Raw genomic sequence first — 25,660 nt, forward strand, 5'->3', positions numbered from 1 at the left:
AAAAGTGCGCAGCGGTTTTCCGGAAAGATCATGCGCAAAACAAAAGAATCGGACAACAAGCGATGCCGCCGCAATGCGTCGTCGCACCACCAACCGATCGTCAAACCACCAACCACCACAACGGAGACGCAAGATGAGCACCAACACTTACCTCGCCGTCTATCTCGGCGGCGGCAAAACCGGCTCGCGGATGGCAGCCTGGAACGCGCTGCCCGAGACCGAGCGGCGCGCCAAGGAGCAGCAGGGTATGGCCGCGTGGGGCGCCTGGGTCGAGAAGCACCACGACGTGATCGTCGAGATGGGCGGACCGCTCGGCAAGACCAAGCAGGTCGGCGCTGGCGGCACCACCGACATCGCCAATCTCATGACCGGCTTCACCGTGGTGCGCGCCGCGTCGCATGAGGCCGCGGCAAAGCTGTTCGAGAACCACCCGCATTTTTCGATCTTCCCGGGCGAGGCCGTGGAGATCATGCCGGTGCTGCCGATCCCCGGGCGATAGTACCGGGGGCGTTAGGCCACCAGTTCCCTGAACCTCTCCCGCTCGCGGGGGAGGTCGCATCGCATCATCGATGCGATGCGGGTGGGGGCTTCTCCGTGACGAGCGGAGACAGCCCCCATCCCCCGGGAGCGACATCCCTGTCAGGTCACACCGGCCCACGCCAATCTGAAAACCCTGAGCGGAGATTTTGCGCGATGGCGAAGCTCGTCTTTGGATTGAACCAGTCGCTCGACGGCTACGTCGATCACGACCAGCCGATGCCGCCAGAACCTGGGCTGTTTCGTCATTTCATCGAGCAGGTGCGCGGCGCGACCGGCATGTTGTACGGCCGCCGCATGTACGAGGTGATGCGCTACTGGGACGACGACCTCCCCGATTGGGGCGCGGAGGAGCGCGAGTACGCGGCCGCGTGGCGGAGCCGGCCAAAATGGGTCGTGTCGCGTTCGCTGACCTCGGTCGGGCCCAACGCGACCCTGGTCGCGGGCGATCTCGGGACGGCGGTGTGCGACTTAAAAGCCCGGCTCGACGGTGAGATCGAAGTTGCAGGACCGGAGCTCGCGGGATGCCTGACCGAGCTCGGCCTGATCGATGAGTATCAGATCTACCTCCGGCCCGTCGTGCTCGGGCGCGGCAAGCCCTTCTTCGCCGGCCCCCGTGCCCCGCTGCGCCTCGTGGCAAGCGATCGGCTGGGCGAGAACACGATCAGGTTGACCTACGTCCCCGCCTAGTTGCAGCCCGCCGGTCCGTTAATCTTGATCAACGCGTCACCCGCTCGCTAGTGACCTTTACCGCCGGCTCATGTAAAAGCCGTTCACATGAGCTGGCGCAAGGACCAAGGCCGCGCCGAGCGCGGCTATCATCACGGCAATCTCAAAGAGGCGTTGCTGCAGGCCGCGCTCGACCTGATCTCGAAGAAGGGGCCGGCCGGCTTCACCTTCGCCGATGCCGCGCGCATGGCCGGCGTCAGCCCCGCCGCGCCGTACCGGCACTTCCGCGACCGTGACGAACTGATCGCCAGCATCGCGCAGCGCGGCTTCGAGCAGTTCGAGTCCTTGCTGACGCAAGCCTGGGACGACGGCCGCCCCGACACCGTCACGGCGTTCGAGCGGGTCGGCAAGGCCTATCTCGCCTTCGCGCGCGAGGAGCCCGCATTCTATTCGGCGATGTTCGAATCCGGCCTGCCGCCCGACGCGAATCCAACGCTGATGGCTGCGAGCGAGCGGGCGTTCGCGATCATTCGCGCCGCCGCCGAACGGCTCGCGGCGCTGGCGCCGCCGGGCATGCCACGTCCGCCGGCGATGATGATGGCGCTGCACATCTGGTCGATGTCGCATGGCGTCGCCTCGCTGTTCGGCCGCGGCGATGCCGCGCGGCGCAAGCTGCCGATGTCGCCGGAGGACCTGCTCGAGGCCGAAGTCCTGATCTATCTGCGTGGCCTCGGCTTCCGCACCGACCAGCGGCCTGGAACCGCGGCCGCCGACGACAAGCCGGCGGGCGAGAAGGCTGGTCCGTGGGGCAAGCCGAAATAAGGTTCAAGGGCTAAGCCAAAAATAATCCGAGGGGTGCGTCATCCGCGCTGCTTGACTTTCCCGGGGGATGGGCTACCTATGTAAATGTTATTTACATTCACAACGGCGTGATGCCGTGATGGAGAAGGAAATGGCCTACACCGCTGATGTCAATCGCTGGCGCGGCCCCGTCGAAGAGCCCTACCGTCCCTACTTCTACGCGACGCCGTGGCATCCCCTGAAGATCGCCGGGATCATCCTCGGCTTCATGATCTGGTGGCCGATCGGCCTCGCCCTTCTCTTTTTCACACTCGGGAGCAGAAAAATGGCCTGTTGGAGTCACAACGACATGGATCGCTGGCAGAACAAGATGGAGCGCATGCAGGACAAGATGGAGCGGATGAAGAGCCGCATGGAGCGCCGCGGCTTCCCGTTCGGCGGCTTCGGCCCGCCCTCCAGCGGCAACCGCGCCTTCGACGAGTACCGCCAGGATACGCTGCGCCGGCTCGAGGAAGAGCAGGTCGAGTTCAAGAACTTCCTCGATCGCCTGCGTCACGCCAAGGACAAGGAAGAGTTCGACGCCTTCATGGCGCAGCACAAGACCCGTCCGACCCCGCCGAACGACCAGCCGCCCCAGAGCTGATGTTGCAAGGCTGATCACGCGAGGCAGTAGCTAGCCTTCAGGCGATGTGCCCCCATAAAACCTGATGGCCCTGAGCCGCCCGTTTGCGACAAGCAAGCGGGCGGTTTGCATTTTGCGATCGTCATGCCCACTGTATCGCGCAGGATCCGGATGATGAGGCGAAGATGATGGCATCCGCGACGGTGAGTTCTGACGATCTCTGGCTTGCGATCCGGCGCGAGGCGGAAGCTGCAATCGTCGCCGATCCGTTTCTCGAGGCGTCGGCTGCCTTCATCCTCGATCAGGGCGAGCTCGGCGGCGCGCTCGCCTTCCTGATCGGCCGGGCTATCTGCCGCACTGATGCCGATCGTGCGCAGTTCATGCGGACCGCCCGCGAGGCGTTCGCGGCCGAGCCCGCGCTGGTCGATGCCGCAGCCACCGATCTCGTGGCGATCGTCCGTCGCGATCCGGCGATCACGGGTCTGCTGCCGCCGCTCCTCAACTTCAAGGGCTACGTCGCGCTGCAAGCCTGGCGTGTCTCGAACTGGCTGTGGCGTCACGATCGCCCCGACCTTGCGCTGTTGATGCAGAGCGCGGCGGCGGATCAGTTGCAGATCAGCATTCATCCGTCGGCCCAAATCGGAACCGGCGTGTTCCTCGATCACGGCACCGGCATCATCATCGGCGCGCTGGCGTCCGTCGGCGACGAAGTCACGATCCTGCAGAACGTCACCATCGCGCGGCATCAGGACGACCCGCGCCACGCCCCGACCATCGGCCGCGGTGTGCTGCTCAGCGCCGGCGCCACGGTCATCGGCAAGCTCAGCATCGGAGATTTCGCCAAGATCGGCGCCGGCGCGCTGGTGACATCGGATGTCCCCGCCGGCTGCACCGCCGTCGGCGTGCCGGCGCGGCTGACCAATTGCGCGGAGGCGGGGGTGCCGCACGCGTAAGGTGAGCTTGCGCGGAAGAATGCAGCCTGTGAGGTGAGCACACCTCTCAGACTCCCTCTCCCCCTGCGGGAGAGGGTGGGGAGAGGGGTGGCCCCGGGTGAGATGCGCGACGTCGGCCCGGCTGCATCAACGGACATCTACCTGCGAGGATTGTCCGTATTCAATCAGCACCGGAGCAAGCGGTACCCCTCTCCCCAACCCTCCCCCGCAAGGGGGGAGGGAGCCCTACCAGCGTGCTTACCTCACCGCTTCCGGCGATCGCTGTTGTTCACCCTGCATACCCGAGCCGTGAATCGCCCCGCGCCTCGTCACTCCGGCACGAGCGCGTCGGCGAGCTGCGTAAAACTGTCGACGTGGAGGTCGAACCAGGGCTCCGGCGCGACGTCCACCTTTGCCGCCGGCCCGAACTCCAGCGGACGGGCGACGAACGCGGTGCGCATGCCGAAGGCGCGGGCGGCCTTCAGATCGTATTTGTGGCAGGCGACCATCAGGATCTTGTCGGCGGGATAACCGAGGTAGTCCACCGCGAGTTGATATACCGCCGGTGACGGCTTGTAGCTGCGTGCAAGCTCCGCGGTCAGCACGGCGTCGAACGGCAGCCTGGCGTGCTTGACCACCGCCACCACGGCGGCCATGCCGGCATTCGACAATGTCGAGGTCACGAACCGGCGGCGCAGGCGGGCAAGGCCTTCGACACTGTCGGGCCAGGCGTCGAGCTTGCTCCACACCATGTTCAATTCGTCGCGCTCATCTTTGGAGAAAGCCTCCGATAGGGCGTGGCGATCAAGCAGCACATCCAGCGCTTCGCGATAGATGCGGTCGACCCGGATCCACGGGCGCTTGCCGGCGATCACGGCGTCGAGCGCGGCTCGATAGAGATCGCGCCATTCGCTCGAGAGTTTTGCCCAGTCGAGCGCAAGCCCCTTCGCGGCGTTGACGGCTTGCCCGGCGCGCAGGATCGGCTGGTAGAAGTCGACGCATGTCCCCTGGACGTCGAACGCGATCGCACGGATCTCATCGCGCCACGTCGCGGCCCTTGCCGGCTGCATCCCCGTCATTGCGGCCATGATCGATAGTCCTCCAGCGGTCACAACGCTTCGTCTGGTCAGATCGGGTAGCACGGTTTGTTCCCGCTTACGTGGATCGGAAGCGGTTGCTGGAAGCAGCCACCCCTTCGTAAGGTGAGCACGTCAGTCAGGCTCCCTCTCCCCTTGCGGGAGAGGGTGGGGAGAGGGGTGGCCCCGGGCGCGATAGACGAAGTACGATCTCGCTGCATCAATCTACGTACCGAGCACCGTCGTTTCTAACGGAGAGCGGAGCAAGCGGTACCCCTCTCCCCAACCCTCCCCCGCAAGGGGGGAGGGAGCCCTGCCGACGTGCTCACCTCACCGCATGACGCGGCGAAAGCCTACCGCCCCCTCACACATTCGACCCATGGATCGCGTCGATCACCGCGTCCGTCACTTCCTTGGTCGTCGCCTTGCCGCCGACATCGGGAGTCAGCACGCCGGCCGCGCACACTTTCTCCACCGCCGCCATCAGGCGCGCCGCGGCGTCCTTTTCGCCGAGGTGCTCCAGCATCTGCGCACCGGTCCAGAAGGTCGCGACCGGGTTGGCGATGCCCTTGCCGGTGATGTCGAACGCCGAGCCGTGGATCGGCTCGAACATCGAGGGGAAGCGGCGCTGCGGGTCGATGTTGCCGGTCGGCGCCACGCCGAGGCTGCCGGCCAGCGCGCCGGCGAGGTCGGACAGGATGTCGGCGTGCAGGTTGGTCGCGACGATGGTGTCGAGGCTCTTCGGATTGAGCGTCATGCGCACCGTCATGGCGTCGACCAGCATCTTGTCCCAGGTGACGTCGGGAAAGTCCTGCGCCACTTCGGCGGCGATCTCGTCCCACATCACCATGCCGTGGCGCTGCGCGTTCGACTTGGTCACCACGGTGAGGAATTTGCGCGGCCGCGACTGCGCGAGCTGGAACGCATAGCGCATGATCCGCGTCACGCCGACCCGGGTGAAGACTGCGACTTCAGTGCCGACCTCTTCCGGCAGGCCCTTGTGCGCGCGGCCGCCCATGCCGGCATATTCGCCCTCGGAATTCTCGCGCACGATCACCCAGTCGAGATCGCCGACGCCGACATTGCGCAGCGGCGAGGCGACGCCGGGCAGGATCTTGGTCGGCCGCACATTGGCGTACTGGTCAAAACCCTGGCAGATCGGCAGGCGCAGGCCCCACAGCGTGATGTGGTCGGGCACGTCGGGCGCGCCGACCGCGCCAAAATAGATCGCGTCGAACTTCTTCAGCTCGGCCAGGCCGTCGGCCGGCATCATCACGCCGTGCTTCTTGTAATAGTCCGAGCCCCAGTCGAAGGTCTTGACGTTGAAGCTGATGTCGCCGGAGCGCTTGGCCAGTGCCTCCAGCACGCGGACGCCCGCGGAGATCACTTCGGGGCCGATGCCGTCGGCGGGGATGGCGGCGATGGAATGGGTACGCATGGTTTGTCTCCGGATGAGTGATTAGTGGGTTCGCACAGGATTGGGTTGCGGTTCGGATTGTGCAGGCGCGCTCTGGCTGCGCGACAGCAGCAAGGTGAGCACGGCCGAGAGCACCAGCAGGCCGGCGACGAAATACAGCCCGCCGTCGAAGCTGCCGGTGCGTTCCTTGATCCAGCCGATCATCGCCGGCCCGACGAAGCCGCCGAGATTGCCGATCGAGTTGATGGTGGCGATGCCGGCCGCTGCGGCCGAGCCCGACAGGAACACGGTCGGCATGCTCCACAGCGGCGGCTTCGACGACGAGATGCCGATATTGACCAAGGTCAGCGCCGCGATCACGGCAGCAAGCCCGGTCCATAGTCCGGCAAGCGCTAAACCTGCCGCCGCCATCAGGCAGGCCAGCACCACATGCCAGGTGCGCTCGCCGGTGCGATCGGAATGCCGCGCCCACAGCACCATCGCGATTACGGCGATGGTCGCCGGCACCGCGTTGAGGAAGCCGACCTGGATCGACGACAGGCCGAACGCCTTGATGATCTGCGGCGCCCACACACCGAGCGTGTAGAGCCCGGCCGAGGTGCCGAAATAGACCAGCGCCAGCGCCAGTACGCGCGGATCGGCAAGGCCGCGCCAGATGCTGTGGCTCGCGGTCGCGGCCTTGCCGTCATTCTCCGCCTTCATCGTCTTGACCAGCCAGGCGCGCTCGTCGTCGGCGAGCCATCTGGCCTGCTCCGGCCGGTCGGTGAGGAAGCCCAGCACGACGAAGCCGAGCAGCACCGCGGGCACCGCCTCCAGCACGAACAGCCATTGCCAGCCCTTGAAGCCGAGCATTCCGTCCATCTCCAGCAGCGCGCCGGAGACCGGCGAGCCGAGCACGGTCGAGAGCGGCGCCGCGGCCATGAACAGCGCGGTGACGGCGGCGCGCTGCCGCGCCGGGAACCAGTAGGAGAGGTAGAGGATGATGCCGGGAAAGAAGCCGGCTTCGGCAGCGCCGAGCAGGAAGCGCAGCACATAGAAGCTGGTCGCGCCCTGCACCAGCGCCATCGCCGCCGAAACGATACCCCAGGTGATCATCACCCGCGCGATCCAGATCCGCGCGCCGATCTTGTGCAGGATGATGTTGGAGGGCACCTCGAACAGGAAATAGCCCCAGAAGAAGATACCGGCGCCGAAGCCATAGACCGTCGGCGACAGGCCGATGTCCTTGTTCATGGTCAGCGAGGCGAAGCCGATATTGACGCGGTCGATGAAGGCCACGAAGTACAGCAGCATGATGAACGGCACGATGCGCAGTGAGATCTTGCGCAACACGCGCGTGCCAAGCTGGCTTTCCATGGGCTTCCCCGGGTTCGTCTTGTCGTTGGGACGGCGCGTTTCGCCGCACCATTGGGAAGCCTAGAAGGCCGCGCCCTTCCGCTTCAACCCGTGTGGGTTTATACAAAAAAATGATATAATCGCCGCGGCCGTCATTGCGAGGAGCGGAGCGACGAAGCAATCCATCGCCCCGCCTATGCCGAGCTATGGATTGCTTCGCTGCGCTCGCAATGACGGTGGGAGAGGAGTCTATCTTGGAACTGCACCAGCTTCGCTGCTTCGTGGCGGCTGCCGAGGAGCTGCATTTCGGCCGTGCGGCGCAGCGCCTGCAGATGATGCCGTCGGCGCTCGGCCGTCACATCAAGCTGCTGGAAGAGGACCTCGGCGTGCGGCTGTTCGCGCGCACCACGCGCGCGGTGTCGCTGACCGAGGACGGCGCCACCCTGCTGCGCGAGGGCCGCGCATTGCTCGGCCGCGCCGAGGCGATCGAGAACGGCTTCCGCCGCCGGCTGCGCAAGCCATCGGCACGGCGCTTCCGGATCGGCGCGATCGACAGCGCCGCGGCCGGCCTGTTGCCGCCGCTGCTGCGCGACGTCCGCGCGGCCCATCCCGACGTCGCCGTGCAGCTGCTCGAGGAGAAGACCATCCGGCTGCTGCCAAAGCTGCTGTCGGGCGCGCTCGATCTCGCCTTCGTGCGGCCGCCGGAGCGGCCCGACCGGCGTATCGAGTTCGTGCCGCTGCTGCGGGAGACCGCCGTGGTGGCGCTGTCGCACAAGCATACGCTGGCGCGGCGCAAGCAGATCGTACTGCCCGACATCGCCGATCAGCCGCTGATCGTGCCGGAGCGCCGCTCGCGGCCGCACAGCCACGATCTCACGACCAAACTGTTCGACGAGGCCGGGCTGACGCCGCGCATCCAGGAGATCGCCGACGAGAAGCAGACCATCGTCAACATGGTCGCGGCACGGCTCGGCGTCGCCATCGTGCCGCGCTGGACCGCGCGAATGGCGATCCCGGGCGTGCGCTTTGTGCCACTTCGCCTGAAGCGCGGCAGCAGCGCCGGCCGACTGCCGCTCGCCGCCGCCTGGCTGAAAGGCTCCCGCGACCCGGTCCGCGACCAGGTGATCGCCGTGCTGGAAGCAAGGTTGAAGAGTTACGCGCGTGAGGCGTGACCATGCAAAGCGAGTGTCATATTAGCCTGCTAGCGATTCCGTCGCGGCTGCAAATGCACTTCCCGCGCCGGAGTAGCCCGGCGCTTCGCCGACAGTCTTTGACCGGAGGGATCATGCTACGCATTGCCACCTGTCTGACGCTTCTGATTTCCCTTCATGCGGCCGCGGCACAAGACAGGGTGCCGGACGCCCCACCGCACCCCTATTTTGGCGGCTCCACAACGCCGCCGACTGATCTACCGTCCGGGATCGGCAGTTATTGCATCTACGACAACCTCATCTACTCGATTGGCTCGCCCATCTGCGTCGGCAAGACGAGCTACGTCTGTGCTCCTGCGACAAACGAAGCGGAGCTCAATCAGCGGGCGTATTGGTCGGCAAGACCAGCTGACCCAAAACTGACCGCGCCGGTGTGCCAGTAGAACGCGAAGCTGCATCCTCATCCTCACGTGTCATCGCCCGGCTCGCCGCCTCCGCTAAAGCTTCGGCGCGCCAGGGACCTGTAGCCTCGTCGAAGCCTTGGCGTAGACGGGACCGGGCGATCCGGTACGCCGCGGCCTCTCGGCTCAAGCACTGCCGCCTCTGGAATACTGGATCACCCGCATGCGCATGCGCGGGTGATGACATCGCGTTGTTTGGTACCCTGAAAGGCGAACCATCTTGATCGTCGTCCTGGCGAAAGCCAGGACCCATTACCCCTAACCTCAGGCGTTGCGCGACGCTGGGGCCGCTGTCCCGCTCATCACCGAAGGCGGTGGTTATGGGTCCTGGCTTTCGCCAGGACGACGCTGGAGAGAGCTGCATACGGCCCCCCGCGGTTCCATCCCGGCGGATCCCGCGCCGGCGCAGCGCAAATCTCTCCCGGTTTTGCGGATCGGCCATGAGTTCCGCGTTTGTAGACTCGCGTTATGTTATAATATAACAGTCTCTCCATGGCGCATACGCACACCCACGACCATCACCATCACGGCCACGCCCGTCCCCACGGGCACAGCCACGGCCCGGCCGGCCATCCGGCCCAGACTGCGCACTGGTCGATCCTGCGCATGCCCGTGCCGGCCCGGCTGCTCGCGGCGCTCGCTGTCTCTGCCGGCCTGTGGGGCGTCGTCTGGCTGGCGATGAGGTGAGACCTGTGGCTGCTCTTGTCACCTTTCGCGACGTCACCCTCGGCTATGACCGCCATCCGGCGGTGCACCATCTCAACGGCGCGGTCGAGGCGGGTGCGCTGCTGGCCGTGATCGGCCCGAACGGCGCCGGCAAGTCGACGTTGCTGCGCGGCATTGCCGGCGTGCTCAAGCCGTTGTCGGGGGTGATCGATCTCGACGGTCTCGAGCACCGTGACATCGCCTATCTGCCGCAATCCGCCGACATCGACCGGACGTTTCCGATCTCGGTGTTCGATTTCGTCGGCACCGGGCTGTGGCGCTCCACCGGCTTCTTCGGCGGCATCGGCAAGGCCGCGCGCGGCAAGATTTTGGCGGCGCTCGCCGCAGTCGGCCTCAACGGCTTCGAGAACCGTCCGATCGGCACGCTGTCCGGCGGCCAGACCCAGCGCATGCTGTTCGCACGCGTGCTGTTGCAGGACGCCCGCCTGATCGTGCTCGACGAGCCGTTCAACGCCATCGATGCCAAGACCACCGCCGATCTGCTGGCGCTGGTGAAGCGCTGGAACGGCGAGGGCCGCACGGTGCTGGCGGCGCTGCACGACCTCGACATGGTGCGCAACAATTTCCCGGAAACGCTGCTCCTGGCACGCGGCCCGGTTGAATGGGGCCCGACCGCGCAGACGCTGACGGCGGACAATCTGACGGTCGCGATGCGGATGTGCGAGGCGTTCGACGACAGCGCCGCGGCCTGCGCAGCCGATCCGCGCTCGAGGGCTGCCTGACGCCGATGCTGACAGACGCGCTGATCACGCCCTTCACCGAATTCGAGTTCATGCGCCGCGCGCTGGCGGCCGTGATCGCGCTGTCGCTCGGCGGTGCGCCGATCGGCGTGTTCCTGATGCTGCGGCGGATGAGCCTGGTCGGCGACGCCATGGCGCATGCGATCCTGCCGGGCGCTGCGATCGGCTTTCTGATCTCGGGACTCAATCTGTTCGCGATGACGACCGGCGGCCTGATCGCAGGCTTTGCGGTGGCGCTGCTCGCCGGCCTCGTCGCCCGCACCACCGAGTTGAAGGAAGACGCCTCGCTTGCGACCTTCTATCTGGTCTCGCTCGCGCTCGGCGTCACCATCGTCTCGATCAAGGGCACCAATATCGACCTGCTGCACGTGCTGTTCGGCAACATCCTGGCGATGGACGATCAGACCCTGCTGGTGATCGCGTTCAACGCCACCCTCACGCTGCTGGTGCTCGCCGTGATCTATCGGCCGCTGGTGATCGAATGCGTCGATCCGGTGTTCCTGCGCACCGTGAGCCGGGCCGGCGCGCCGGCGCATCTCGCGTTCCTCGCGCTGGTCGTGGTCAACCTCGTCAACGGCTTCCACGCGCTCGGCACGCTGCTCGGCGTCGGGCTGATGATCCTGCCCGCGGGCATCGCGCGGTTCTGGTCGCGTGACATCACCACCATGATCTGTATCGCGGTTGCGAGCGCGATGCTGTCGGGCTATGCCGGGCTGGTGCTGTCGTACCAGACCCGGATTCCCTCCGGCCCCGCGATCATCCTGGTTGCGGCCGGGCTCTATATCGTGTCGCTGCTGTTCGGCAATGTCAGCGGCCTGGTTCGGCAGCTGTTTCCCGGCCGCCATCTCGAGGCATGATGATGCGGCGTTTGCTTGGGTTGATTGGTCTGGCGCTGCTGCTGGCGAGCGGCACGGCGCGCGCCGCTGAGCGCATCAATGTCGTCGCGAGCTTCTCGATCCTCGCCGACATGGTGCGCAATGTCGGCGGCAACGACGTCGACGTGGCGGCGCTGGTCGGGCCCGACGGCGACGCGCATGTCTATGCGCCGACGCCGGCGGACGCGAAGAAGGTCGCCGACGCAAGGCTTCTGGTCATCAACGGCCTCGGCTTCGAGGGCTGGATGCCGCGGCTGCTGCAGGCCTCCGGCAGCAAGGCGCCGGTCGCGGTGGCAACCAAGGGCATCATGCCGCGGAAGATGGGCGGCCATGACGATCCGCATGCCTGGCAATCCGTCGCCAACGCGAAGATCTACGTGGTCAATATTCGCGACGGGCTGATCGCTGTGGCCCCCGACCGGGCAGCCGCCTTCAAGGCCAATGCCGACGCCTATCTGGCCAAGCTGGAGGCGCTCGACCGCGAGGTGCACGAGGCGGTGGCAAAAATACCGGAGCCGCGGCGCAAGGTGATCTCGACCCACGGCGCATTCGGCTATTTCGCCGACGCCTACGGGATCACGTTCTTCTCGCCGCTGTCCGTCTCCACCGATTCCGAGCCCAGCGCGCGCGATATCGCCGCCATCATCGCCCAGATCAAGCTTGCGAAAATTCCGGCAGTTTTTCTCGAAAATATCAGCGATCCCCGCCTGATCGAACGGATCGCGGCCGAGACCGGCGCCCGGGTCGGCGGCACCCTGTATTCGGACAGTTTGACGGGCGAAAAGGGCCAAGCACCCACTTACATTGATATGGTCAGGCACAATATAAAGGCCCTGACCAGCGCGCTCGCCGAGTAGGGGCAGGGGCCTCCCTGCCGGGGTTGAGCGCGAACCCAAGTTCCCGGAGTTGTTATGGCTGAAGCTTCGCAAAAAATTCCTGTGACCGTGCTGACGGGCTATCTCGGCGCCGGCAAGACCACGCTGTTGAATCGCATCCTGTCGGAAAACCACGGCAAGAAATACGCCGTCATCGTCAACGAATTCGGCGAGATCGGCATCGACAATGACCTCATCATCGGCGCCGATGAGGAAGTGTTCGAGATGAACAATGGCTGCGTCTGCTGCACGGTGCGCGGCGACCTCGTCCGCATCATGGACGGCCTGATGAAGCGCAAGGGCAAGTTCGACGCGATCATCGTCGAGACCACCGGCCTTGCCGATCCGGCGCCGGTCGCGCAGACCTTCTTTGTCGACGAGGACGTGCAGAAGAACGCCCGGCTCGATGCCGTCGTCACCGTCGCCGACGCCAAGTGGCTGAGCGATCGCCTCAAGGATGCGCCGGAAGCCAAGAACCAGATTGCGTTCGCCGACGTCATCGTGCTGAACAAGACCGATCTCGTCTCCAAGCCCGAGCTCGCCGAGGTCGAGGCCCGCATCCGCGGCATCAATCCCTATGCCAAGCTGCACCGCACCGAGCGTTGCCAGGTTGGCTTGACCGACGTGCTGGAGCGCGGCGCGTTCGACCTCGACCGCATCCTGGAGATCGAGCCGGATTTCCTCGAGGCCGGCGACGATCACGACCATGACCACGATCATCACCATCACGACCATGATCACCACCACCATCATCACGATCATGGCCACGGCCATGGCGGGCTGAAGCACTATCACGACGAGGACATGCAATCGCTGTCGCTGCGTTCGGAGAAGCCGCTCGATCCGACCAAGTTCATGCCGTGGCTCCAGAACCTCGTCGCTACCGAGGGTCAGAAGATCCTGCGCTCGAAGGGCATCCTCGCCTTCACCGGCGATGACGACCGCTACGTGTTCCAGGGCGTCCACATGATGCTGGAGGGCGACCACCAGCGCAAATGGAAGGACGGCGAGAAGCGCGAGAGCCGTGTCGTGTTCATCGGTCGCGAACTGCCTGAGCAGGCGATCCGCGACGGCTTCGAGCAGTGCATCACCACGTGATGAAAGAGTTCGATCCGGGCGAGGCCCCTTCTTCCATCGTTTCGATCACCGACCGCGTCAAGCAGCTTCCGCTTGGCGCGGCAGTCGGCTCAGTGCATTTCCTCGGCGACCGCGCGTTCTTCGTCGGCACCGAGGAGAGCGTTGCGATCGCGACCCTAGAGGGCGAGATCACGCGCACCGAGACCCATTTCGGCGCCATCCTGTGCGCGGCCTCCGACGGCAAGCGGCTCGTCACCGGCGGTGACGACGGCAAGCTGATCGCGATCGACGCCAAGGGCGAGACTGCAACGATTGCGACCGACGCCAAGCGGCGCTGGATCGACAACGTCGCGCTGCACGGCGACGGCACCGTGGCGTGGTCGGCGGGCAAGACCGCCTTCGTGCGCAATCCCAAGGGCGAGGTGAAAACCTTCGAAGTGCCGTCGACCGTCGGCGGGCTGGCGTTCGCGCCGAAGGGCCTGCGGCTTGCGATCGCGCATTACAACGGCGTGACCTTGTGGTTTCCCAACATGGCCGCCAACCCGGAATTCCTGGAATGGGCCGGCTCGCATCTCGCAGTCTCGTTCAGCCCGGACAACAAATTCCTCGTCACCGCGATGCACGAGGCCGCGATGCATGGCTGGCGGCTCGCCGACAACAGGCACATGCGGATGAGCGGCTATCCCGGCCGCGTGCGCTCGATGTCGTGGAGTGTCGGCGGCAAGGGGCTCGCGACCTCAGGCGCCGATACCGTGATCGTCTGGCCATTCACCAGCAAGGACGGCCCGATGGGCAAGGAGCCGGCGATGCTGGCGCCGATGCCGGCGCGGGTCGCCGTGGTCGCCTGCCATCCGAAGAACGACATCATGGCGGTCGGCTATGCCGACGGCACCGTGCTGATGGTCCGGCTCGAGGACGGTGCCGAGATCCTGGTGCGCCGGAATACTGGCGCGCCGGTGTCCGCGCTGGGCTGGAATGCCAAGGGCACGCTGCTCGCCTTCGGCACGGAAGATGGTGACGCAGGCATCCTGGAAATGTAAGAGATCGCTGCATCCGAAGCGGATTCGAGCGAACTGGGTACCGGCAGCGTCATGCGATTCCTCACGACATTCCAGCTCGCCGATTTCATCGACACGCTGATCAGCCTGACCTCGGCCTTTGTGCTCGGCACCCTGATCGGGGCCGAGCGGCAGTACCGGCAGCGCACCGCGGGACTGCGCACCAACGTGCTGGTCGCGGTCGGCGCGGCCGCCTTCGTCGACCTCGCGATGCATCTGGCCGGGGCCGACGGCGCGGTGCGGGTGATCGCCTATGTGGTGTCGGGGATCGGCTTCCTCGGCGCCGGCGTCATTATGAAGCAGGGCATGGACGTGCGCGGCCTCAACACCGCGGCGACGCTGTGGGCCTCGGCCGCGGTCGGCTCCTGCGCCGGCGCCGACCTCGTGGCGCAGGCGGCGGCGCTGACCGTGTTCGTGATCGCCGGCAACACGCTGCTGCGTCCGCTGGTCAATGCCATCAACCGCATCCCTCTGAACGAGAAGGCGCTGGAAGCGACCTACTACTTCAAGGTCGTGGTCACCCCGGAAGTGCTGCCCGACATGCGCGACGCCGTCGTGGAGAAGCTCGAGGCCGCGAACTATCCGGTCGCCGATGTCAACGTGGTCGAGGCCGGCGACGACTTCCTCGAGATCGTGGCGGAGCTGGTCTCGACCGCGGTCGAGCCCAACGAGCTGAACGCCGTGGTGGTCGACATCCAGCATCAGCCCGGCGTGCGCCACGCGACCTGGGAAATCAGCACCACGGATTGAAGCGTTTTCGAGCGAAGTGGATACCGGTTCGCGTGAAGAAAACGCGTCAAAGCAAAATCAAGAGCCCCGTTCCGATTCAATCGGAACGGAAACGGCTCTGACGCGCGGTTCCCGCAGGCGGCGCCCAGGAACCATGCGGTGACCGGATCGTTGATCTCGCTGACACGACGCGGGGTGAACGAGATGGCTGCGGATCGAACCAGGTTGCGGAGGGACATCCTGATCGCCTCGACTTTGGTCGCGGCGGGCGTCGCGATCGCGGCGCTGGCGCTGCACGCGATCAACGCATCTTCGCCGCAAGAGCTGGCGCAGGCGACCCAGCCGCTGCAGTCGTCGCCGACGCCCGAGCCGCAGAAGACGACGGCACCTGCCGAATCGAAGCCGGGCGGCGAGCGGCCGACCACGCCGGCGCCGCAACCCGCACGTCCCGACGACGAAGCGCAGAAGGCCGGCGCCAAGCCGGTGCTGCCGCCCGCGCCCGCCGAGAAGACCGCCCCGCCGATCGAGAAGAAATAGCCTCTCCGGTCAGCGCATGTGACGCGCATTTGACTGCCGCTGCCGATTATACGGTCTCGCCTCCGTCATCCCCGCCCGCCATAATCCGTCGTCTTGCCAACGACAGATGGGGCCTTTCATGAAGATCGAGGACGTCCGGCGCACCGCCTATTCGATGCCGCTCACCAACCCGTCGTTTCCGCCGGGGCCGTACCGGTTCTTCGACCGCGAATATTTCATCATCACCTACAAGACCGATCTGGAAGCGCTCCAGGCCGTGGTGCCGGAGCCGCTCGAGGTCGCCGAGCCCGTGGTGAAGTACGAATTCATTCGCATGCCGGACTCGACCGGCTTCGGCGACTACACCGAGACCGGGCAGGTGATCCCGGTCCGCTTCAGGGGCGAGGAGGGCGCCTACACCCACGCCATGTATCTCGACGACGAGGGCCCGATCGCCGGCGGCCGCGAGCTGTGGGGATTTCCGAAGAAGCTCGCGAAGCCCAAGATTGAGGTCGAGAGCGACGTCCTGGTCGGCTCGCTGCACTACGGCTCGGTGCTCTGCGCCTCCGCCACCATGGGCTACAAGCACCGCAAGGTCGACCACGACACCGTGCTGAAATCGATGACGGCGCCGAACTTTATTCTCAAGATCATCCCGCATGTCGACGGCAGCCCGCGGATCTGCGAGTTGGTGCGGTTTCATCTCGAGGACATCACCTTGAAGGAGGCCTGGACCGGCCCCGCCGCACTCGGCCTGTTTCCGCACGCGCTGTGCGACGTCGCCCGCCTGCCGGTGCGTGAGGTGGTCTCGGCGCTGCATTTCAAGGCGGACCTGACGCTCGGCCTCGGCTCGGTCGCGTTCGACTACATGGCGAGGTGAGCCGCGCCAGACAGCAAAATGCCCGGCACGAGGCCGGGCATTTTCGTCTCAAGGCGCGGTGCGCGATCAGCGCACCAGGATGTTCTTGAACTGCCAGGGATCGCTGGTGTCGATGTCCTCCGGGAACAGTCCCGGACGATCCGTCAGCGGGGTCCAGTCGGTGTAGAAACCCTTCACCGGGCCGAGATACGGCAGCTGGATTTCCAGCAGGCGATCGAAATCCATCTCGTCGGCTTCGACGATGCCTTCGTTGGGATTTTCCAGCGCCCACACCATGCCGCCGAGCACGGCGGAGGTCACCTGCAGGCCGGTCGCGTTCTGGTAGGGCGCCAGCTCGCGGGTCTCCTCGATGGAGAGCTGCGAGCCGTACCAATAGGCGTTGTTGTCATGGCCGAACAGCAGCACGCCGAGTTCGTCGATGCCGTCGACGATCTCGTTCTCGTCGAGGATGTGGTGCTTCTCCTGCATCTTCGCGGCGCGGCCGAACATTTCATGCAGCGACAGCACGGCGTCGTCACAGGGATGATAGGCATAGTGGCAGGTCGGCCGGTAGATCGCCTTGCCCGATGCGTCGCGCACCGTGAAGTAATCCGAGATCGAGATCGACTCGTTGTGGGTGACGAGGAAGCCGTACTGCGCGCCGCGGGTCGGGCACCAGGTCCGCACCCGCGTGTTGGCGCCGGGCTGCATCAGATAGATCGCGGCGCCACAGCCGGCTTCGTGGGTATGCGCATTCTCGGGCATCCATTTCTCATGGGTGCCCCAGCCGAGTTCGGACGGCTGCACGCCTTCCGACAGGAAACCTTCCACCGACCAGGTGTTGACGAAGACGTCGGGCTCCTTCGGCGACTTGGCGCGCTGGGTGTCGCGTTCGGCGATGTGGATGCCCTTGATGCCGGCCTGCCGCATCAGGTCCGCCCATTCGGCCTTGGTCTTCGGCCGCGGCGCGTTGAGCTTCAGATCGGCGGCGACGTTGAGCAGCGCCTGCTTGACGAAGAACGAAACCATGCCGGGATTGGCGCCGCAGCAGGACACCGCCGTGGTCGAGCCGGCGGGGCGCGCCTTCTTGGCGGCCAGCGTCACTTCGCGCAGGGCGTAGTTGGAGCGTGCTTCCGGGCCCTTCGACGCATCGAAATAGAATCCGAGCCAGGGCTCGTTGACGGTGTCGATATAGAGCGCGCCGACCTCGTTGCAGAGCTCCATGATGTCGGTCGAGCCGGTATCGACCGAGAGGTTGACGCAAAAGCCCTGGCCGCCGCCCTCGGTGAGAAGCGGGGTCAGCAACTCGCGATAATTATCCTTGGTCACGGCCTTCTGGATGAACTTGACGTTCTGCTTCTCGCAATGCGCCTTGCGGCCCTCGTCCTTGGGATCGATCACGGTGATGCGCGATCTGTCGTAATCGAGATGCCGCTCGATCATCGGCAACGTGCCTTTGCCGATCGAGCCGAAGCCGATCATGACAATGGGGCCGGTGATTTTCGCGTAGATCTGCGAGGAGGGGCTCATCATTTTCTCCAGGAGAACGCCTAGCGGCGGGTAGAGTGGATCAGGGGTTGCGACGCTTTGCGGTGACTTCGATTTCGACCTTCATCTCGGGCTTGTAGAGCCCCGCGACGATCAGCAGCGTCGCGGCCGGGCGGATGTCGCCGAGGACCTCGCCGCAGACCGCAAAATGGGCGTCCGCGTCGCTGACGTCGGTGAGGTAGTAGGTCGCACGGACGATGTCGGCCATCGTGAAGCCTCCCTCGTTAAGGGCGGCCTCGATGGTCTTGAAGCAGTTCCGTGACTGGCTCGTGACATCCGATGGCATCGTCATCGTGGTGTAGTCGTAGCCGGTGGTTCCGGCGACGAAGGCGAAGTCGCCGTCGATCACGGCACGGCTGTAGCCGGCGGTCTTCTCGAAGGGCGAGCCGGTGGAAATCAGGCGGCGGGACATGCTGGACCTCGACTGAAAAGGGCTTTGCGCGGGGTTTACGGGCATTTTCGGCGCCCGCGCAACCCTTTGGATTCTGACCTGGGATTCTGGCCTTGCGGCCGGTGGTTAGCGGGACTGCTGCGTGGTGTCCGGCGGCGAGGGCGGCGAGCCGGTCCAGCGCCGGATCAGGATGTCCCTGACGATCATGACCGAGATCAGGACCAGCATCACCGTGGTGACGAGGCCGCGCCAACGCGGGCGCGCGCCGTCGATTGCGGGAAGGTTCTCCGACATGGCGCCCGCCCTTACGCTGCGTGCGGCACGGCGAACGGTGCCTTCCGCGTACGGGCGGTCCTGCTCTTGGTGGACAGCAATGCTCCGGTCGGCACGATCATGCCCCAGGCGCCGTCGAGCGCGCCGTCGACCAGTTCGAGGCCGAGCAGCCGCTCGCGCGCAAAGGCGCCTGGCAGCGACAGCTCGCCGGTCTTGGCGGCCGTAAAGCCGAAACGGGCGTAGTAGGGCGCATCGCCGAGCAGGATCACCGCCCCATGGCCGCGGGTCTTGGCGACAGCCAGCGCGCGCCGCATCAGCGCGGCGCCGACGCTGAGGCCGCGGCAGCCGTCATCGACTGCCAGCGGCCCCAGCATCAGCGCGCTGCGGCCCCCCGCGCTGACGTGCCACAGCCGCACGGTTCCAACCAACCGGCCGTCCTGGCGCACGGCCGCAAGGCTCAAGCCTTGGGCGGGCGCGCGTCCGTCACGCAGGCGCTGGCAGGTGCGCGTATGGCGATCCTCGCCAAAGCAGGCATCCAGCAGCGCTTCGCGCGCGACGACGTCCGAGGCACGCTCCGCACGGATCGCGAACGGGGCGGCTTCTCGGATGAGGGCAACGGGGGTGTTCCGTTTTGCAGTCATGGCACGTCAGTCCCCGCTTGCAACGGCATGTCGTACGCCGCGGCAAGCGTCGTTCGGAAAAATCAAAATGATCGGGAAGGAGCCGGCGGGGCCGGCTCCCGGTTTATCAGGCCTCGATCGGGAGGCGGCTTAGATGTGGTAGGTCTTCAGCGGCGGAATGCCGTTGAACGCCACCGACGAGTAGGTCGACGTATAGGCGCCGGTGCCTTCGATCAGCAGCTTGTCGCCGATCTCGAGCGTCACCGGAAGCGGATACGGCAGCTTCTCGTACAGCACGTCGGCGCTGTCGCAGGTCGGGCCCGCGAGCACGCACGGCGTCATGTCCGCCCCGTCATGCGGGGTGCGGATGGCGTAACGGATCGACTCATCCATCGTCTCGGCGAGACCGCCGAACTTGCCGATGTCGAGATAGACCCAGCGCACCTCGTCCTCGTCGCTCTTCTTCGAGATCAGGACGACTTCGGTCTCGATGATGCCGGCATTGCCGACCATGCCGCGGCCCGGCTCGATGATCGTCTCCGGGATCTGGTTGCCGAAATGCTTGCGCAGCGCGCGGAAGATCGACCGGCCATATTGCAGCACCGGCGGAACGTCCTTCAGATACTTGGTCGGGAAGCCACCGCCCATGTTGACCATGGTGAGGTTGATCCCGCGCTCGGCGCAGTCACGGAACACGGTCGAGGCCATCGCCAGCGCACGATCCCACGCCTTCACCTTGCGCTGCTGCGAGCCGACATGGAACGAGATGCCGCACGGCTCGAGCCCGAGGCGCTTGGCGAGGTCGAGCACGTCGACCGCCATCTCGGGGTCGCAGCCGAACTTGCGCGACAGCGGCCACTCGGCGCCGGCGCAGTCATAGAGGATGCGGCAGAACACCTTGGCGCCGGGCGCTGCGCGCGCGACCTTCTCGACCTCGGCGGCGCAGTCGACCGCGAACAGGCGAATGCCGAGCGCGAAGGCGCGTGCGATGTCGCGCTCCTTCTTGATCGTGTTGCCATAGGAGATGCGGTCCGGCGTCGCACCGGCGGCCAGCGCCATCTCGATCTCCGCGACGGTCGCGGTGTCGAAGCAGGAGCCGAGCGAGGCCAGCAGCGCCAGCACCTCGGGCGCAGGGTTGGCCTTCACCGCGTAGAACACGCGGCTGTCCGGCAGCACCTTCGCGAAGGTCTGGTAGTTGTCGCGCACGACTTCGAGGTCGACGACGAGGCACGGCTCGGTGTCGAGACCATCCTGGCGGCGGTTGCGCAGGAATTCCTGAATACGTTCAGTCATGGCACTCTCCAACGGCCCCAGCGACGGGATCCGCATCAACGTGACGTCGGATAAGAGCGCTTCGGCCACATCGCGCGATGGAGGCGCGCTGAGGCCAAGAGACTCAAACCAGACTGTGCTGCCGTGGATTGGTTGGGAGAGTTTCCCGCCCGCTCACCTGGCAATGAAGGACAAGCCTTTTCAGTAGCCCGCGCCGGCGTTGGACCGCCGGTAGAGACCAAAAAAGCCCGATCCGTCGTTGCTTTAAGTCGCGTCCCCCGTTGAGAGCGGGGTGCGCCGGTTCGCCTCCGGCTGCCAGTCACGGTTGCAAAGAGTGGTGAGACCTTCAACAAGGCATCCCTGGAGAGAGATGCTGGCCGCCTCGTGTCCTCTCGGACGTAAGCGACCCTCGGTTCTTCCACCCCTTGGCGGCTGTCCGGCCTCTTGTCCGGATACCTACCGACTGACACACGACCACAGGCACGTGCGAAATTGGGCAAGGCAGGAAATAAGTCTTTTGACTTCGCGGCGCAAGAATTTTTTTGCGATAGCGGCAAATTTCCCTAACGCGTGCTTGCGATCTCGCGCACAGCACGTGTTGGAGATGAACAGCTGTTAAGAATGACTAACGAAGCGTGTGCGTTTTAGCCCTGTGCCGCAGCGCTTTCTCGAATCGCGCAAAGCTCACGCGCGACGCGTGAACGGCTCGACGCGTTGCGCAGCGCGGATGAAGGCGATCATGATCAGGACGCCGAGGCCGAACAGCACGGCCTGCAAGATGTGCGCAGCGGTGTCGTTGAGCCCGAGCAGGATCGCGAGCGCCCAGCCGCCGGCGAACGCCGCGCCGAACACTTCGGCGCCGATCAGGATCGCCGCCGAGATCACGGTGATGACGCTCGGCCAGTAGATCCGGCTGTTGCCTGAGGCGGTGGGCTGCATGCTCATGAAATAGGTCCTGTTCAGGGGGCGCAATCTCTCCGAAAAGTGCCCATCTATCAAGCGCAAAAGGCCCAAAAATGCCGTATCGCGTGATATAGATTGGGCCGCATTTTCAAGGCGAAAAACGGGATATTCGATGTCAGAAGCCAGCGCAGAAGCCATTGCCAACCCCCTCCTGAAGGCGTGGCAGACGCCGCTCGAGACGCCGCCCTTCGCCGAGATCAAGCCTGAGCATTTCCTCCCCGCCTTCGAGCAGGCCTTCGCCGATCATTCGGCGGAAGTGGCTGCGATCACCCACGATCCGGCGCTGCCCGATTTCGACAACACCATCACGGCGCTGGAGCGCTCCGGCAAGCTGCTGTCGAAGGTTTCGGCCGTGTTCTACGACCTGGTCTCGGCCCACTCCAACCCGGCGATCCTGGAGATTGACAAGGAGGTGTCGCCGAGGATGGCGCGGCACTGGAATCCGATCATGATGAACGCTGTGCTGTTTGGCCGCATCGCCATGCTGCACGAGAAGCGCGCCTCGCTCGGCCTGACCGGCGAGCAGATGCGGCTCTTGGAGCGCACCTATACCCGCTTCCACCGCTCCGGCGCCGGGCTCGACGACGCCGCCAAGGCCCGCATGGCCGAGATCAACGAGCGCCTCGCCCATCTCGGCACCTCGTTCAGCCACCATCTGCTCGGCGACGAGCAGGAGTGGTCCATGGAGCTCGGCGAGGGCGACCGCGCCGGCCTCTCCGACACATTTGTGGCAGCTGCCAAGGCTGCGGCGGAAGAGCGCGGCATGCCTGGCAAGGCGATCGTGACGCTGTCGCGCTCCTCGGTCGAGCCGTTCCTGCAGAGCTCGCAGCGGCGCGACCTGCGCGAGAAGGTCTACAAGGCCTTCGTCGCCCGCGGCGACAATGGCAACGCCAACGACAACAACGCGACCATCGTGGAGATCCTCAGGCTCCGCGAGGAGACCGCGAAGATCCTGGGCTTCCCGACCTACGCCGCCTATCGCCTGGAGGACTCCATGGCCAAGACGCCGGAGGCGGTGCGAGGCCTGCTGGAGCGGGTCTGGAAGCCGGCGCGGGCGCGGGCGCTCGCCGACCGCGATGCGCTGCAGGCGCTGATCACCGAGGAGGGCGGCAATTTCACCTTGGCGTCCTGGGACTGGCGCTATTACGCCGAGAAGCTGCGCCAGGCCAAAGCCAATTTCGACGATTCCGCGATCAAGCCCTATCTGGTGCTCGATCACATGATCGAGGCCGCCTTCGACTGCGCCACCCGCCTGTTCGGCGTCACCTTCGAGGAGCGCAAGGACATCCCGGTCTGGCACCCGGATGTGCGGGTCTGGGAGGTCAAGGGCCGCGACGGCCAGCACAAGGCGCTGTTCTACGGCGACTACTTCGCGCGGCCCTCCAAGCGCTCCGGCGCCTGGATGACCTCGCTGCGCGACCAGCAGAAGCTCGACGGCGACGTCGCGCCGCTGGTCATCAATGTCTGCAACTTCGCCAAGGGCGCCGACGGCGCACCTTCGCTGCTGTCGCCCGACGATGCGCGGACCCTGTTCCACGAGTTCGGGCATGGCCTGCACGGCATGCTCTCCAACGTGACCTACCCGTCACTATCGGGGACCTCGGTGTTCACCGACTTCGTCGAGCTGCCCTCGCAGCTCTACGAGCATTGGCAGGAGCGACCCGAGGTGCTGCAGCGCTTCGCCCGCCACTACCAGACCGGGGAGGCGCTGCCGGACGATCTGCTCCAGCGCTTCCTCGCCGCGCGCAAATTCAACCAGGGCTTTGCCACCGTCGAGTTCGTCTCCTCGGCGCTGGTCGACCTCGAATTCCACACCCAGCCGGCGGCGGCGAGCTGGGACGTCCGCGCCTTCGAACAGAAGGAGCTGGAGAAGATCGGCATGCCCGCCGAAATCTCGCTGCGGCACCGGCCGACCCAGTTCGGCCACATCTTCTCCGGCGACCACTATGCCTCCGGCTATTACAGCTACATGTGGTCGGAGGTGATGGACGCCGACGCCTTCGGCGCGTTCGAGGAGGCCGGCGACATCTTCGATCCGGCGACCGCCAAGCGGTTGCACGACGACATCTATTCGTCGGGCGGCTCGCGCGATCCGGAGGAGGCCTATGTCGCCTTCCGCGGCCGCGAACCCGAGCCGGATGCGCTGCTGCGCCGCCGCGGCCTGCTCGAGACATCAGAGGCGGCCTGAAGGTGAGGCCGTCACTGAACCGGCTGATCGCCGGGCTCGTGCTTGCGGTGTCCGTCGTGCTCGGCATGGCGGCCGCCGAGGCGCATCCGCATGTCTGGATCGTCGCAAAGAGCGAGTTGATCTACGCGCCTGACGGCACCATCACCGGCGTCCGCCACGCCTGGACCTTCGACGACATGTTCTCGACCTATGCGTTGCAGGGCATCGAGACCAAGGTGAAGGGCGCCTACAGCCGCGAGGAGCTGGCGCCGCTGGCGCAGACCAATGTCGAGTCGCTGAAGGAATATGCCTATTTCACCTTCGCCAAGGGCGACGGCAAGAAGCAGAAGTTCACCGAGCCGGTCGACTACTTCCTCGAATACAAGGACTCGTCCCTGACACTGCACTTCACGCTGCCGGTGAAGACGCCGTTCAAGGCCCGGCAGCTTTCGCTCGAGGTGTTCGACCCGACCTATTTCATCGACTTCCAGTTCGCCGAGAAGGAGCCGGTCAAGCTGGTCGGCGCTGCTGCTGACTGCAAGATGCAGTTCGAGCGGCCAAACAGTGACGGCACCGCCGCCGCGCAGAAGCTCGGCGAGCAGAACTTTCTCGATGGCGGCAACGGCAATTTCGGCATGATGTTCGCCAACAAGATCACGGTGGATTGCCCATGACGCCGATCGCCTCGCGCGCGATGCGCGGCCTCGCCGTGTCCGCCGCGGTGCTCGCGGCATTCGCGGTGCTCGACGGCGCGGTTCATGCGCTGCTGGCGCAGAATCCGTTTGGCGCGCCGCGCGCCGCGGAGCCGCAGGGCGGGCTGGTCGGCTGGCTATTGGCAAAACAGTCGGAGTTCTATCGCGAGATGTCGCAGACCATCCGCGCCGCGAAATCCGATGGTTCGGCGGTCTGGACGCTACTTGCGATCTCCTTTGCCTACGGGATTTTCCATGCCGCAGGTCCCGGCCACGGCAAGGCGGTGATCTCGTCCTACATGGTCGCCAATCGCGAGACCGCGCGGCGCGGCATCGTGCTGTCGTTCGCCTCGGCGCTGATGCAGTCGCTGGTCGCCGTTCTGATCGTGGGTGTCTGCGCCTGGCTGCTCAATGCGACGGCGAAGACGATGTGCGGGGCGGAGAAGGCGATCGAGATAGCCAGCTACGCGCTGATCGCAGCCTTCGGCGCCCGGCTGGTCTGGGCCAAGGGCGGCGGCTTCTTCCGCGCGCTGCAGGTGCCGCGTCCGTCACTGGCGATGGCCGGCGCGCAGCACGGTCGCGATCACCATGATCACGCCCACCACGACCATGGCCATGAGCACCATCGTCACGCGCACGACGATCACGACCATCATCACGGGCACGATCACAGCCATGACGCGGACCATGTCCATGACGAGCATTGCGGCCATTCGCATGGACCGACGCCGGCCGAGCTCGCCGGGCCCGGCGGCTGGCGGCGTGGCCTGAGTGCGATCCTCACGGTCGGGATCCGGCCGTGCTCGGGCGCGATCCTGGTGCTGGTGTTCGCGCTGGCGCAGGGCTTGTTCTGGGCCGGCGTTGCCGCGACCTTCGTGATGGGCCTCGGCACCGCCATCACGGTGGCGGCGATCGCGTTGGTTGCGGTGTCGGCGCGCGGCGTGGCCGAGCGGCTCAGCGGCGCGCGCGACGGCGGCGGCATGGTGATCATGCGCGGCCTGGAATTCGCGGCCGCGGGCCTCGTGCTGCTGTTCGGGCTCGGGCTGCTGTTCGGCTACGTCGCGGCCGAACGGGCGACGTGTTTGTGAGGTCACCTCGCCCCGCTTGCGGGGAGAGGTCTCCTGAGTGAGGGACGCATCGCAGCGCGGGTTCCCTCTCCCCTTGCGGGAGAGGGTTAGGGAGAGGGGTGCCGCTTGCTGCACTGCTTATTGGGTGCGAGCGCTTACTAGGCGGCGAGCGAGATATTGGCTGATGGCCCTCGTACATCTCGCCCGGGGC

Annotated in this window: 28 protein-coding genes; 19 read left to right on the forward strand and 9 right to left on the reverse strand. The window is 65.7% G+C overall.

What is annotated here, in order from left to right:
* Positions 1-133: 133 nt before the first annotated feature.
* From FBZ93_RS14720 to FBZ93_RS14740, 5 genes are all read left to right on the forward strand, one after another.
* Positions 134-499, forward strand: a complete 366-nt coding sequence (locus tag FBZ93_RS14720) for a YciI family protein (RefSeq protein WP_146986672.1) — start codon at positions 134-136, stop codon at positions 497-499.
* Positions 500-693: 194 nt separating this feature from the next.
* Positions 694-1,227 (forward strand): dihydrofolate reductase family protein, encoded by a 534-nt coding sequence (locus tag FBZ93_RS14725; RefSeq protein WP_146986673.1) that lies wholly within the window; start codon positions 694-696, stop codon positions 1,225-1,227.
* Between the two features lie 87 nt (positions 1,228-1,314).
* Positions 1,315-2,028, forward strand: coding sequence for a TetR/AcrR family transcriptional regulator (locus FBZ93_RS14730; RefSeq protein ID WP_074131438.1), 714 nt, complete (start codon positions 1,315-1,317; stop codon positions 2,026-2,028).
* A gap of 130 nt (positions 2,029-2,158) precedes the next feature.
* Entirely contained in the window at positions 2,159-2,650 is a 492-nt protein-coding gene (locus FBZ93_RS14735; protein WP_021080144.1) for a DUF2852 domain-containing protein, read from the forward strand.
* A 164-nt stretch (positions 2,651-2,814) separates the two neighbouring features.
* Entirely contained in the window at positions 2,815-3,582 is a 768-nt protein-coding gene (locus tag FBZ93_RS14740) for a serine O-acetyltransferase (protein ID WP_167529044.1), read from the forward strand.
* A gap of 308 nt (positions 3,583-3,890) precedes the next feature.
* Here the strand turns inward: FBZ93_RS14740 and FBZ93_RS14745 are convergent, their stop codons facing one another.
* From FBZ93_RS14745 to FBZ93_RS14755, 3 genes are all read right to left on the reverse strand, one after another.
* On the reverse strand, positions 3,891-4,649 hold the full coding sequence (locus FBZ93_RS14745) for a haloacid dehalogenase type II (RefSeq protein ID WP_246667489.1): 759 nt from the start codon (positions 4,647-4,649) through the stop codon (positions 3,891-3,893).
* A gap of 352 nt (positions 4,650-5,001) precedes the next feature.
* Entirely contained in the window at positions 5,002-6,075 is a 1,074-nt protein-coding gene (locus FBZ93_RS14750; RefSeq protein ID WP_146986674.1) for a tartrate dehydrogenase, read from the reverse strand.
* Between the two features lie 21 nt (positions 6,076-6,096).
* Entirely contained in the window at positions 6,097-7,410 is a 1,314-nt protein-coding gene (locus FBZ93_RS14755; RefSeq protein WP_146986675.1) for an MFS transporter, read from the reverse strand.
* A 233-nt stretch (positions 7,411-7,643) separates the two neighbouring features.
* Here FBZ93_RS14755 and FBZ93_RS14760 point away from each other — a divergent pair, with 233 nt between their 5' ends.
* The 11 genes from FBZ93_RS14760 (at position 7,644) to FBZ93_RS14810 (ending at position 16,477) form a co-directional block, all read left to right on the forward strand.
* Positions 7,644-8,561: a LysR family transcriptional regulator gene (locus FBZ93_RS14760; protein ID WP_146986676.1), complete on the forward strand. Its 918-nt coding sequence runs from the start codon at positions 7,644-7,646 to the stop codon at positions 8,559-8,561.
* A 113-nt stretch (positions 8,562-8,674) separates the two neighbouring features.
* Positions 8,675-8,983, forward strand: coding sequence for a hypothetical protein (locus FBZ93_RS14765; protein ID WP_146986677.1), 309 nt, complete (start codon positions 8,675-8,677; stop codon positions 8,981-8,983).
* A 510-nt stretch (positions 8,984-9,493) separates the two neighbouring features.
* Positions 9,494-9,688 carry a hypothetical protein gene (locus FBZ93_RS14770; protein ID WP_146986678.1) on the forward strand — a complete coding sequence of 65 codons (195 nt, stop codon included), beginning with the start codon at positions 9,494-9,496 and terminating at the stop codon, positions 9,686-9,688.
* Between the two features lie 5 nt (positions 9,689-9,693).
* Entirely contained in the window at positions 9,694-10,449 is a 756-nt protein-coding gene (locus FBZ93_RS14775; RefSeq protein ID WP_146986679.1) for a metal ABC transporter ATP-binding protein, read from the forward strand.
* 5 nt (positions 10,450-10,454) lie between these two features.
* The gene (locus FBZ93_RS14780) at positions 10,455-11,324 is read left to right on the forward strand and encodes a metal ABC transporter permease (RefSeq protein ID WP_146987035.1); all 870 of its coding nucleotides are present in this window, start codon (positions 10,455-10,457) and stop codon (positions 11,322-11,324) included.
* A 2-nt stretch (positions 11,325-11,326) separates the two neighbouring features.
* Complete coding sequence (locus FBZ93_RS14785; RefSeq protein ID WP_146986680.1) at positions 11,327-12,199, forward strand: metal ABC transporter solute-binding protein, Zn/Mn family; 873 nt, start codon at positions 11,327-11,329, stop codon at positions 12,197-12,199.
* A gap of 54 nt (positions 12,200-12,253) precedes the next feature.
* A complete protein-coding gene (locus FBZ93_RS14790) occupies positions 12,254-13,315 on the forward strand; it encodes a CobW family GTP-binding protein (RefSeq protein ID WP_146986681.1) in 1,062 nt (353 codons plus the stop codon).
* Positions 13,315-14,334, forward strand: a complete 1,020-nt coding sequence (locus FBZ93_RS14795; RefSeq protein WP_167529045.1) for a WD40 repeat domain-containing protein — start codon at positions 13,315-13,317, stop codon at positions 14,332-14,334. Before FBZ93_RS14790 ends, FBZ93_RS14795 begins: the two co-directional genes overlap by 1 nt.
* Positions 14,335-14,385: 51 nt before the next feature.
* Positions 14,386-15,102 (forward strand): MgtC/SapB family protein, encoded by a 717-nt coding sequence (locus FBZ93_RS14800; protein WP_146986683.1) that lies wholly within the window; start codon positions 14,386-14,388, stop codon positions 15,100-15,102.
* A gap of 183 nt (positions 15,103-15,285) precedes the next feature.
* Complete coding sequence (locus FBZ93_RS14805; RefSeq protein ID WP_146986684.1) at positions 15,286-15,618, forward strand: hypothetical protein; 333 nt, start codon at positions 15,286-15,288, stop codon at positions 15,616-15,618.
* A 118-nt stretch (positions 15,619-15,736) separates the two neighbouring features.
* Complete coding sequence (locus tag FBZ93_RS14810; protein ID WP_167529046.1) at positions 15,737-16,477, forward strand: acetoacetate decarboxylase; 741 nt, start codon at positions 15,737-15,739, stop codon at positions 16,475-16,477.
* A gap of 66 nt (positions 16,478-16,543) precedes the next feature.
* Here the strand turns inward: FBZ93_RS14810 and FBZ93_RS14815 are convergent, their stop codons facing one another.
* The 6 genes from FBZ93_RS14815 to FBZ93_RS14840 form a co-directional block, all read right to left on the reverse strand.
* Positions 16,544-17,986, reverse strand: a complete 1,443-nt coding sequence (locus tag FBZ93_RS14815) for a homospermidine synthase (protein WP_146986686.1) — start codon at positions 17,984-17,986, stop codon at positions 16,544-16,546.
* 40 nt (positions 17,987-18,026) lie between these two features.
* The gene (locus FBZ93_RS14820) at positions 18,027-18,416 is read right to left on the reverse strand and encodes a RidA family protein (RefSeq protein WP_146986687.1); all 390 of its coding nucleotides are present in this window, start codon (positions 18,414-18,416) and stop codon (positions 18,027-18,029) included.
* A gap of 105 nt (positions 18,417-18,521) precedes the next feature.
* Entirely contained in the window at positions 18,522-18,689 is a 168-nt protein-coding gene (locus tag FBZ93_RS40595; RefSeq protein ID WP_167529048.1) for a hypothetical protein, read from the reverse strand.
* Between the two features lie 11 nt (positions 18,690-18,700).
* The gene (locus FBZ93_RS14825; RefSeq protein ID WP_146986688.1) at positions 18,701-19,309 is read right to left on the reverse strand and encodes a GNAT family N-acetyltransferase; all 609 of its coding nucleotides are present in this window, start codon (positions 19,307-19,309) and stop codon (positions 18,701-18,703) included.
* Between the two features lie 129 nt (positions 19,310-19,438).
* Positions 19,439-20,581 carry a type III PLP-dependent enzyme gene (locus FBZ93_RS14830; protein ID WP_146986689.1) on the reverse strand — a complete coding sequence of 381 codons (1,143 nt, stop codon included), beginning with the start codon at positions 20,579-20,581 and terminating at the stop codon, positions 19,439-19,441.
* A gap of 663 nt (positions 20,582-21,244) precedes the next feature.
* Positions 21,245-21,505: a hypothetical protein gene (locus FBZ93_RS14840; protein ID WP_050423491.1), complete on the reverse strand. Its 261-nt coding sequence runs from the start codon at positions 21,503-21,505 to the stop codon at positions 21,245-21,247.
* A 130-nt stretch (positions 21,506-21,635) separates the two neighbouring features.
* On the opposite strand from FBZ93_RS14840, the gene FBZ93_RS14845 reads away from it, so the two are divergent.
* The 3 genes from FBZ93_RS14845 (at position 21,636) to FBZ93_RS14855 (ending at position 25,470) form a co-directional block, all read left to right on the forward strand.
* Entirely contained in the window at positions 21,636-23,711 is a 2,076-nt protein-coding gene (locus FBZ93_RS14845) for a M3 family metallopeptidase (RefSeq protein ID WP_146986690.1), read from the forward strand.
* A 65-nt stretch (positions 23,712-23,776) separates the two neighbouring features.
* Complete coding sequence (locus FBZ93_RS14850) at positions 23,777-24,364, forward strand: DUF1007 family protein (protein ID WP_246667516.1); 588 nt, start codon at positions 23,777-23,779, stop codon at positions 24,362-24,364.
* The gene (locus FBZ93_RS14855) at positions 24,361-25,470 is read left to right on the forward strand and encodes a nickel/cobalt transporter (RefSeq protein WP_246667490.1); all 1,110 of its coding nucleotides are present in this window, start codon (positions 24,361-24,363) and stop codon (positions 25,468-25,470) included. The genes FBZ93_RS14850 and FBZ93_RS14855 overlap by 4 nt, the downstream gene beginning before the upstream one ends.
* Positions 25,471-25,660 lie beyond the last annotated feature (190 nt).

Source organism: Bradyrhizobium macuxiense (assembly GCF_007993935.1).
Lineage (GTDB): Bacteria > Pseudomonadota > Alphaproteobacteria > Rhizobiales > Xanthobacteraceae > Bradyrhizobium > Bradyrhizobium macuxiense_A.

Coding starts and splice junctions, on each gene's coding strand:
- FBZ93_RS14720 (WP_146986672.1), top strand. CDS start 134: ATGAGCACCAACACTTACCTCGCCGTCTATCTCGGCGGCGGCAAAACC.
- FBZ93_RS14725 (WP_146986673.1), top strand. CDS start 694: ATGGCGAAGCTCGTCTTTGGATTGAACCAGTCGCTCGACGGCTACGTC.
- FBZ93_RS14730 (WP_074131438.1), top strand. CDS start 1,315: ATGAGCTGGCGCAAGGACCAAGGCCGCGCCGAGCGCGGCTATCATCAC.
- FBZ93_RS14735 (WP_021080144.1), top strand. CDS start 2,159: ATGGCCTACACCGCTGATGTCAATCGCTGGCGCGGCCCCGTCGAAGAG.
- FBZ93_RS14740 (WP_167529044.1), top strand. CDS start 2,815: ATGATGGCATCCGCGACGGTGAGTTCTGACGATCTCTGGCTTGCGATC.
- FBZ93_RS14745 (WP_246667489.1), bottom strand. CDS start 4,649: ATGGCCGCAATGACGGGGATGCAGCCGGCAAGGGCCGCGACGTGGCGC.
- FBZ93_RS14750 (WP_146986674.1), bottom strand. CDS start 6,075: ATGCGTACCCATTCCATCGCCGCCATCCCCGCCGACGGCATCGGCCCC.
- FBZ93_RS14755 (WP_146986675.1), bottom strand. CDS start 7,410: ATGGAAAGCCAGCTTGGCACGCGCGTGTTGCGCAAGATCTCACTGCGC.
- FBZ93_RS14765 (WP_146986677.1), top strand. CDS start 8,675: ATGCTACGCATTGCCACCTGTCTGACGCTTCTGATTTCCCTTCATGCG.
- FBZ93_RS14770 (WP_146986678.1), top strand. CDS start 9,494: ATGGCGCATACGCACACCCACGACCATCACCATCACGGCCACGCCCGT.
- FBZ93_RS14780 (WP_146987035.1), top strand. CDS start 10,455: ATGCTGACAGACGCGCTGATCACGCCCTTCACCGAATTCGAGTTCATG.
- FBZ93_RS14785 (WP_146986680.1), top strand. CDS start 11,327: ATGCGGCGTTTGCTTGGGTTGATTGGTCTGGCGCTGCTGCTGGCGAGC.
- FBZ93_RS14790 (WP_146986681.1), top strand. CDS start 12,254: ATGGCTGAAGCTTCGCAAAAAATTCCTGTGACCGTGCTGACGGGCTAT.
- FBZ93_RS14795 (WP_167529045.1), top strand. CDS start 13,315: ATGAAAGAGTTCGATCCGGGCGAGGCCCCTTCTTCCATCGTTTCGATC.
- FBZ93_RS14800 (WP_146986683.1), top strand. CDS start 14,386: ATGCGATTCCTCACGACATTCCAGCTCGCCGATTTCATCGACACGCTG.
- FBZ93_RS14805 (WP_146986684.1), top strand. CDS start 15,286: ATGGCTGCGGATCGAACCAGGTTGCGGAGGGACATCCTGATCGCCTCG.
- FBZ93_RS14810 (WP_167529046.1), top strand. CDS start 15,737: ATGAAGATCGAGGACGTCCGGCGCACCGCCTATTCGATGCCGCTCACC.
- FBZ93_RS14815 (WP_146986686.1), bottom strand. CDS start 17,986: ATGAGCCCCTCCTCGCAGATCTACGCGAAAATCACCGGCCCCATTGTC.
- FBZ93_RS14820 (WP_146986687.1), bottom strand. CDS start 18,416: ATGTCCCGCCGCCTGATTTCCACCGGCTCGCCCTTCGAGAAGACCGCC.
- FBZ93_RS40595 (WP_167529048.1), bottom strand. CDS start 18,689: ATGTCGGAGAACCTTCCCGCAATCGACGGCGCGCGCCCGCGTTGGCGC.
- FBZ93_RS14825 (WP_146986688.1), bottom strand. CDS start 19,309: ATGACTGCAAAACGGAACACCCCCGTTGCCCTCATCCGAGAAGCCGCC.
- FBZ93_RS14830 (WP_146986689.1), bottom strand. CDS start 20,581: ATGACTGAACGTATTCAGGAATTCCTGCGCAACCGCCGCCAGGATGGT.
- FBZ93_RS14840 (WP_050423491.1), bottom strand. CDS start 21,505: ATGAGCATGCAGCCCACCGCCTCAGGCAACAGCCGGATCTACTGGCCG.
- FBZ93_RS14845 (WP_146986690.1), top strand. CDS start 21,636: ATGTCAGAAGCCAGCGCAGAAGCCATTGCCAACCCCCTCCTGAAGGCG.
- FBZ93_RS14850 (WP_246667516.1), top strand. CDS start 23,777: ATGGCGGCCGCCGAGGCGCATCCGCATGTCTGGATCGTCGCAAAGAGC.
- FBZ93_RS14855 (WP_246667490.1), top strand. CDS start 24,361: ATGACGCCGATCGCCTCGCGCGCGATGCGCGGCCTCGCCGTGTCCGCC.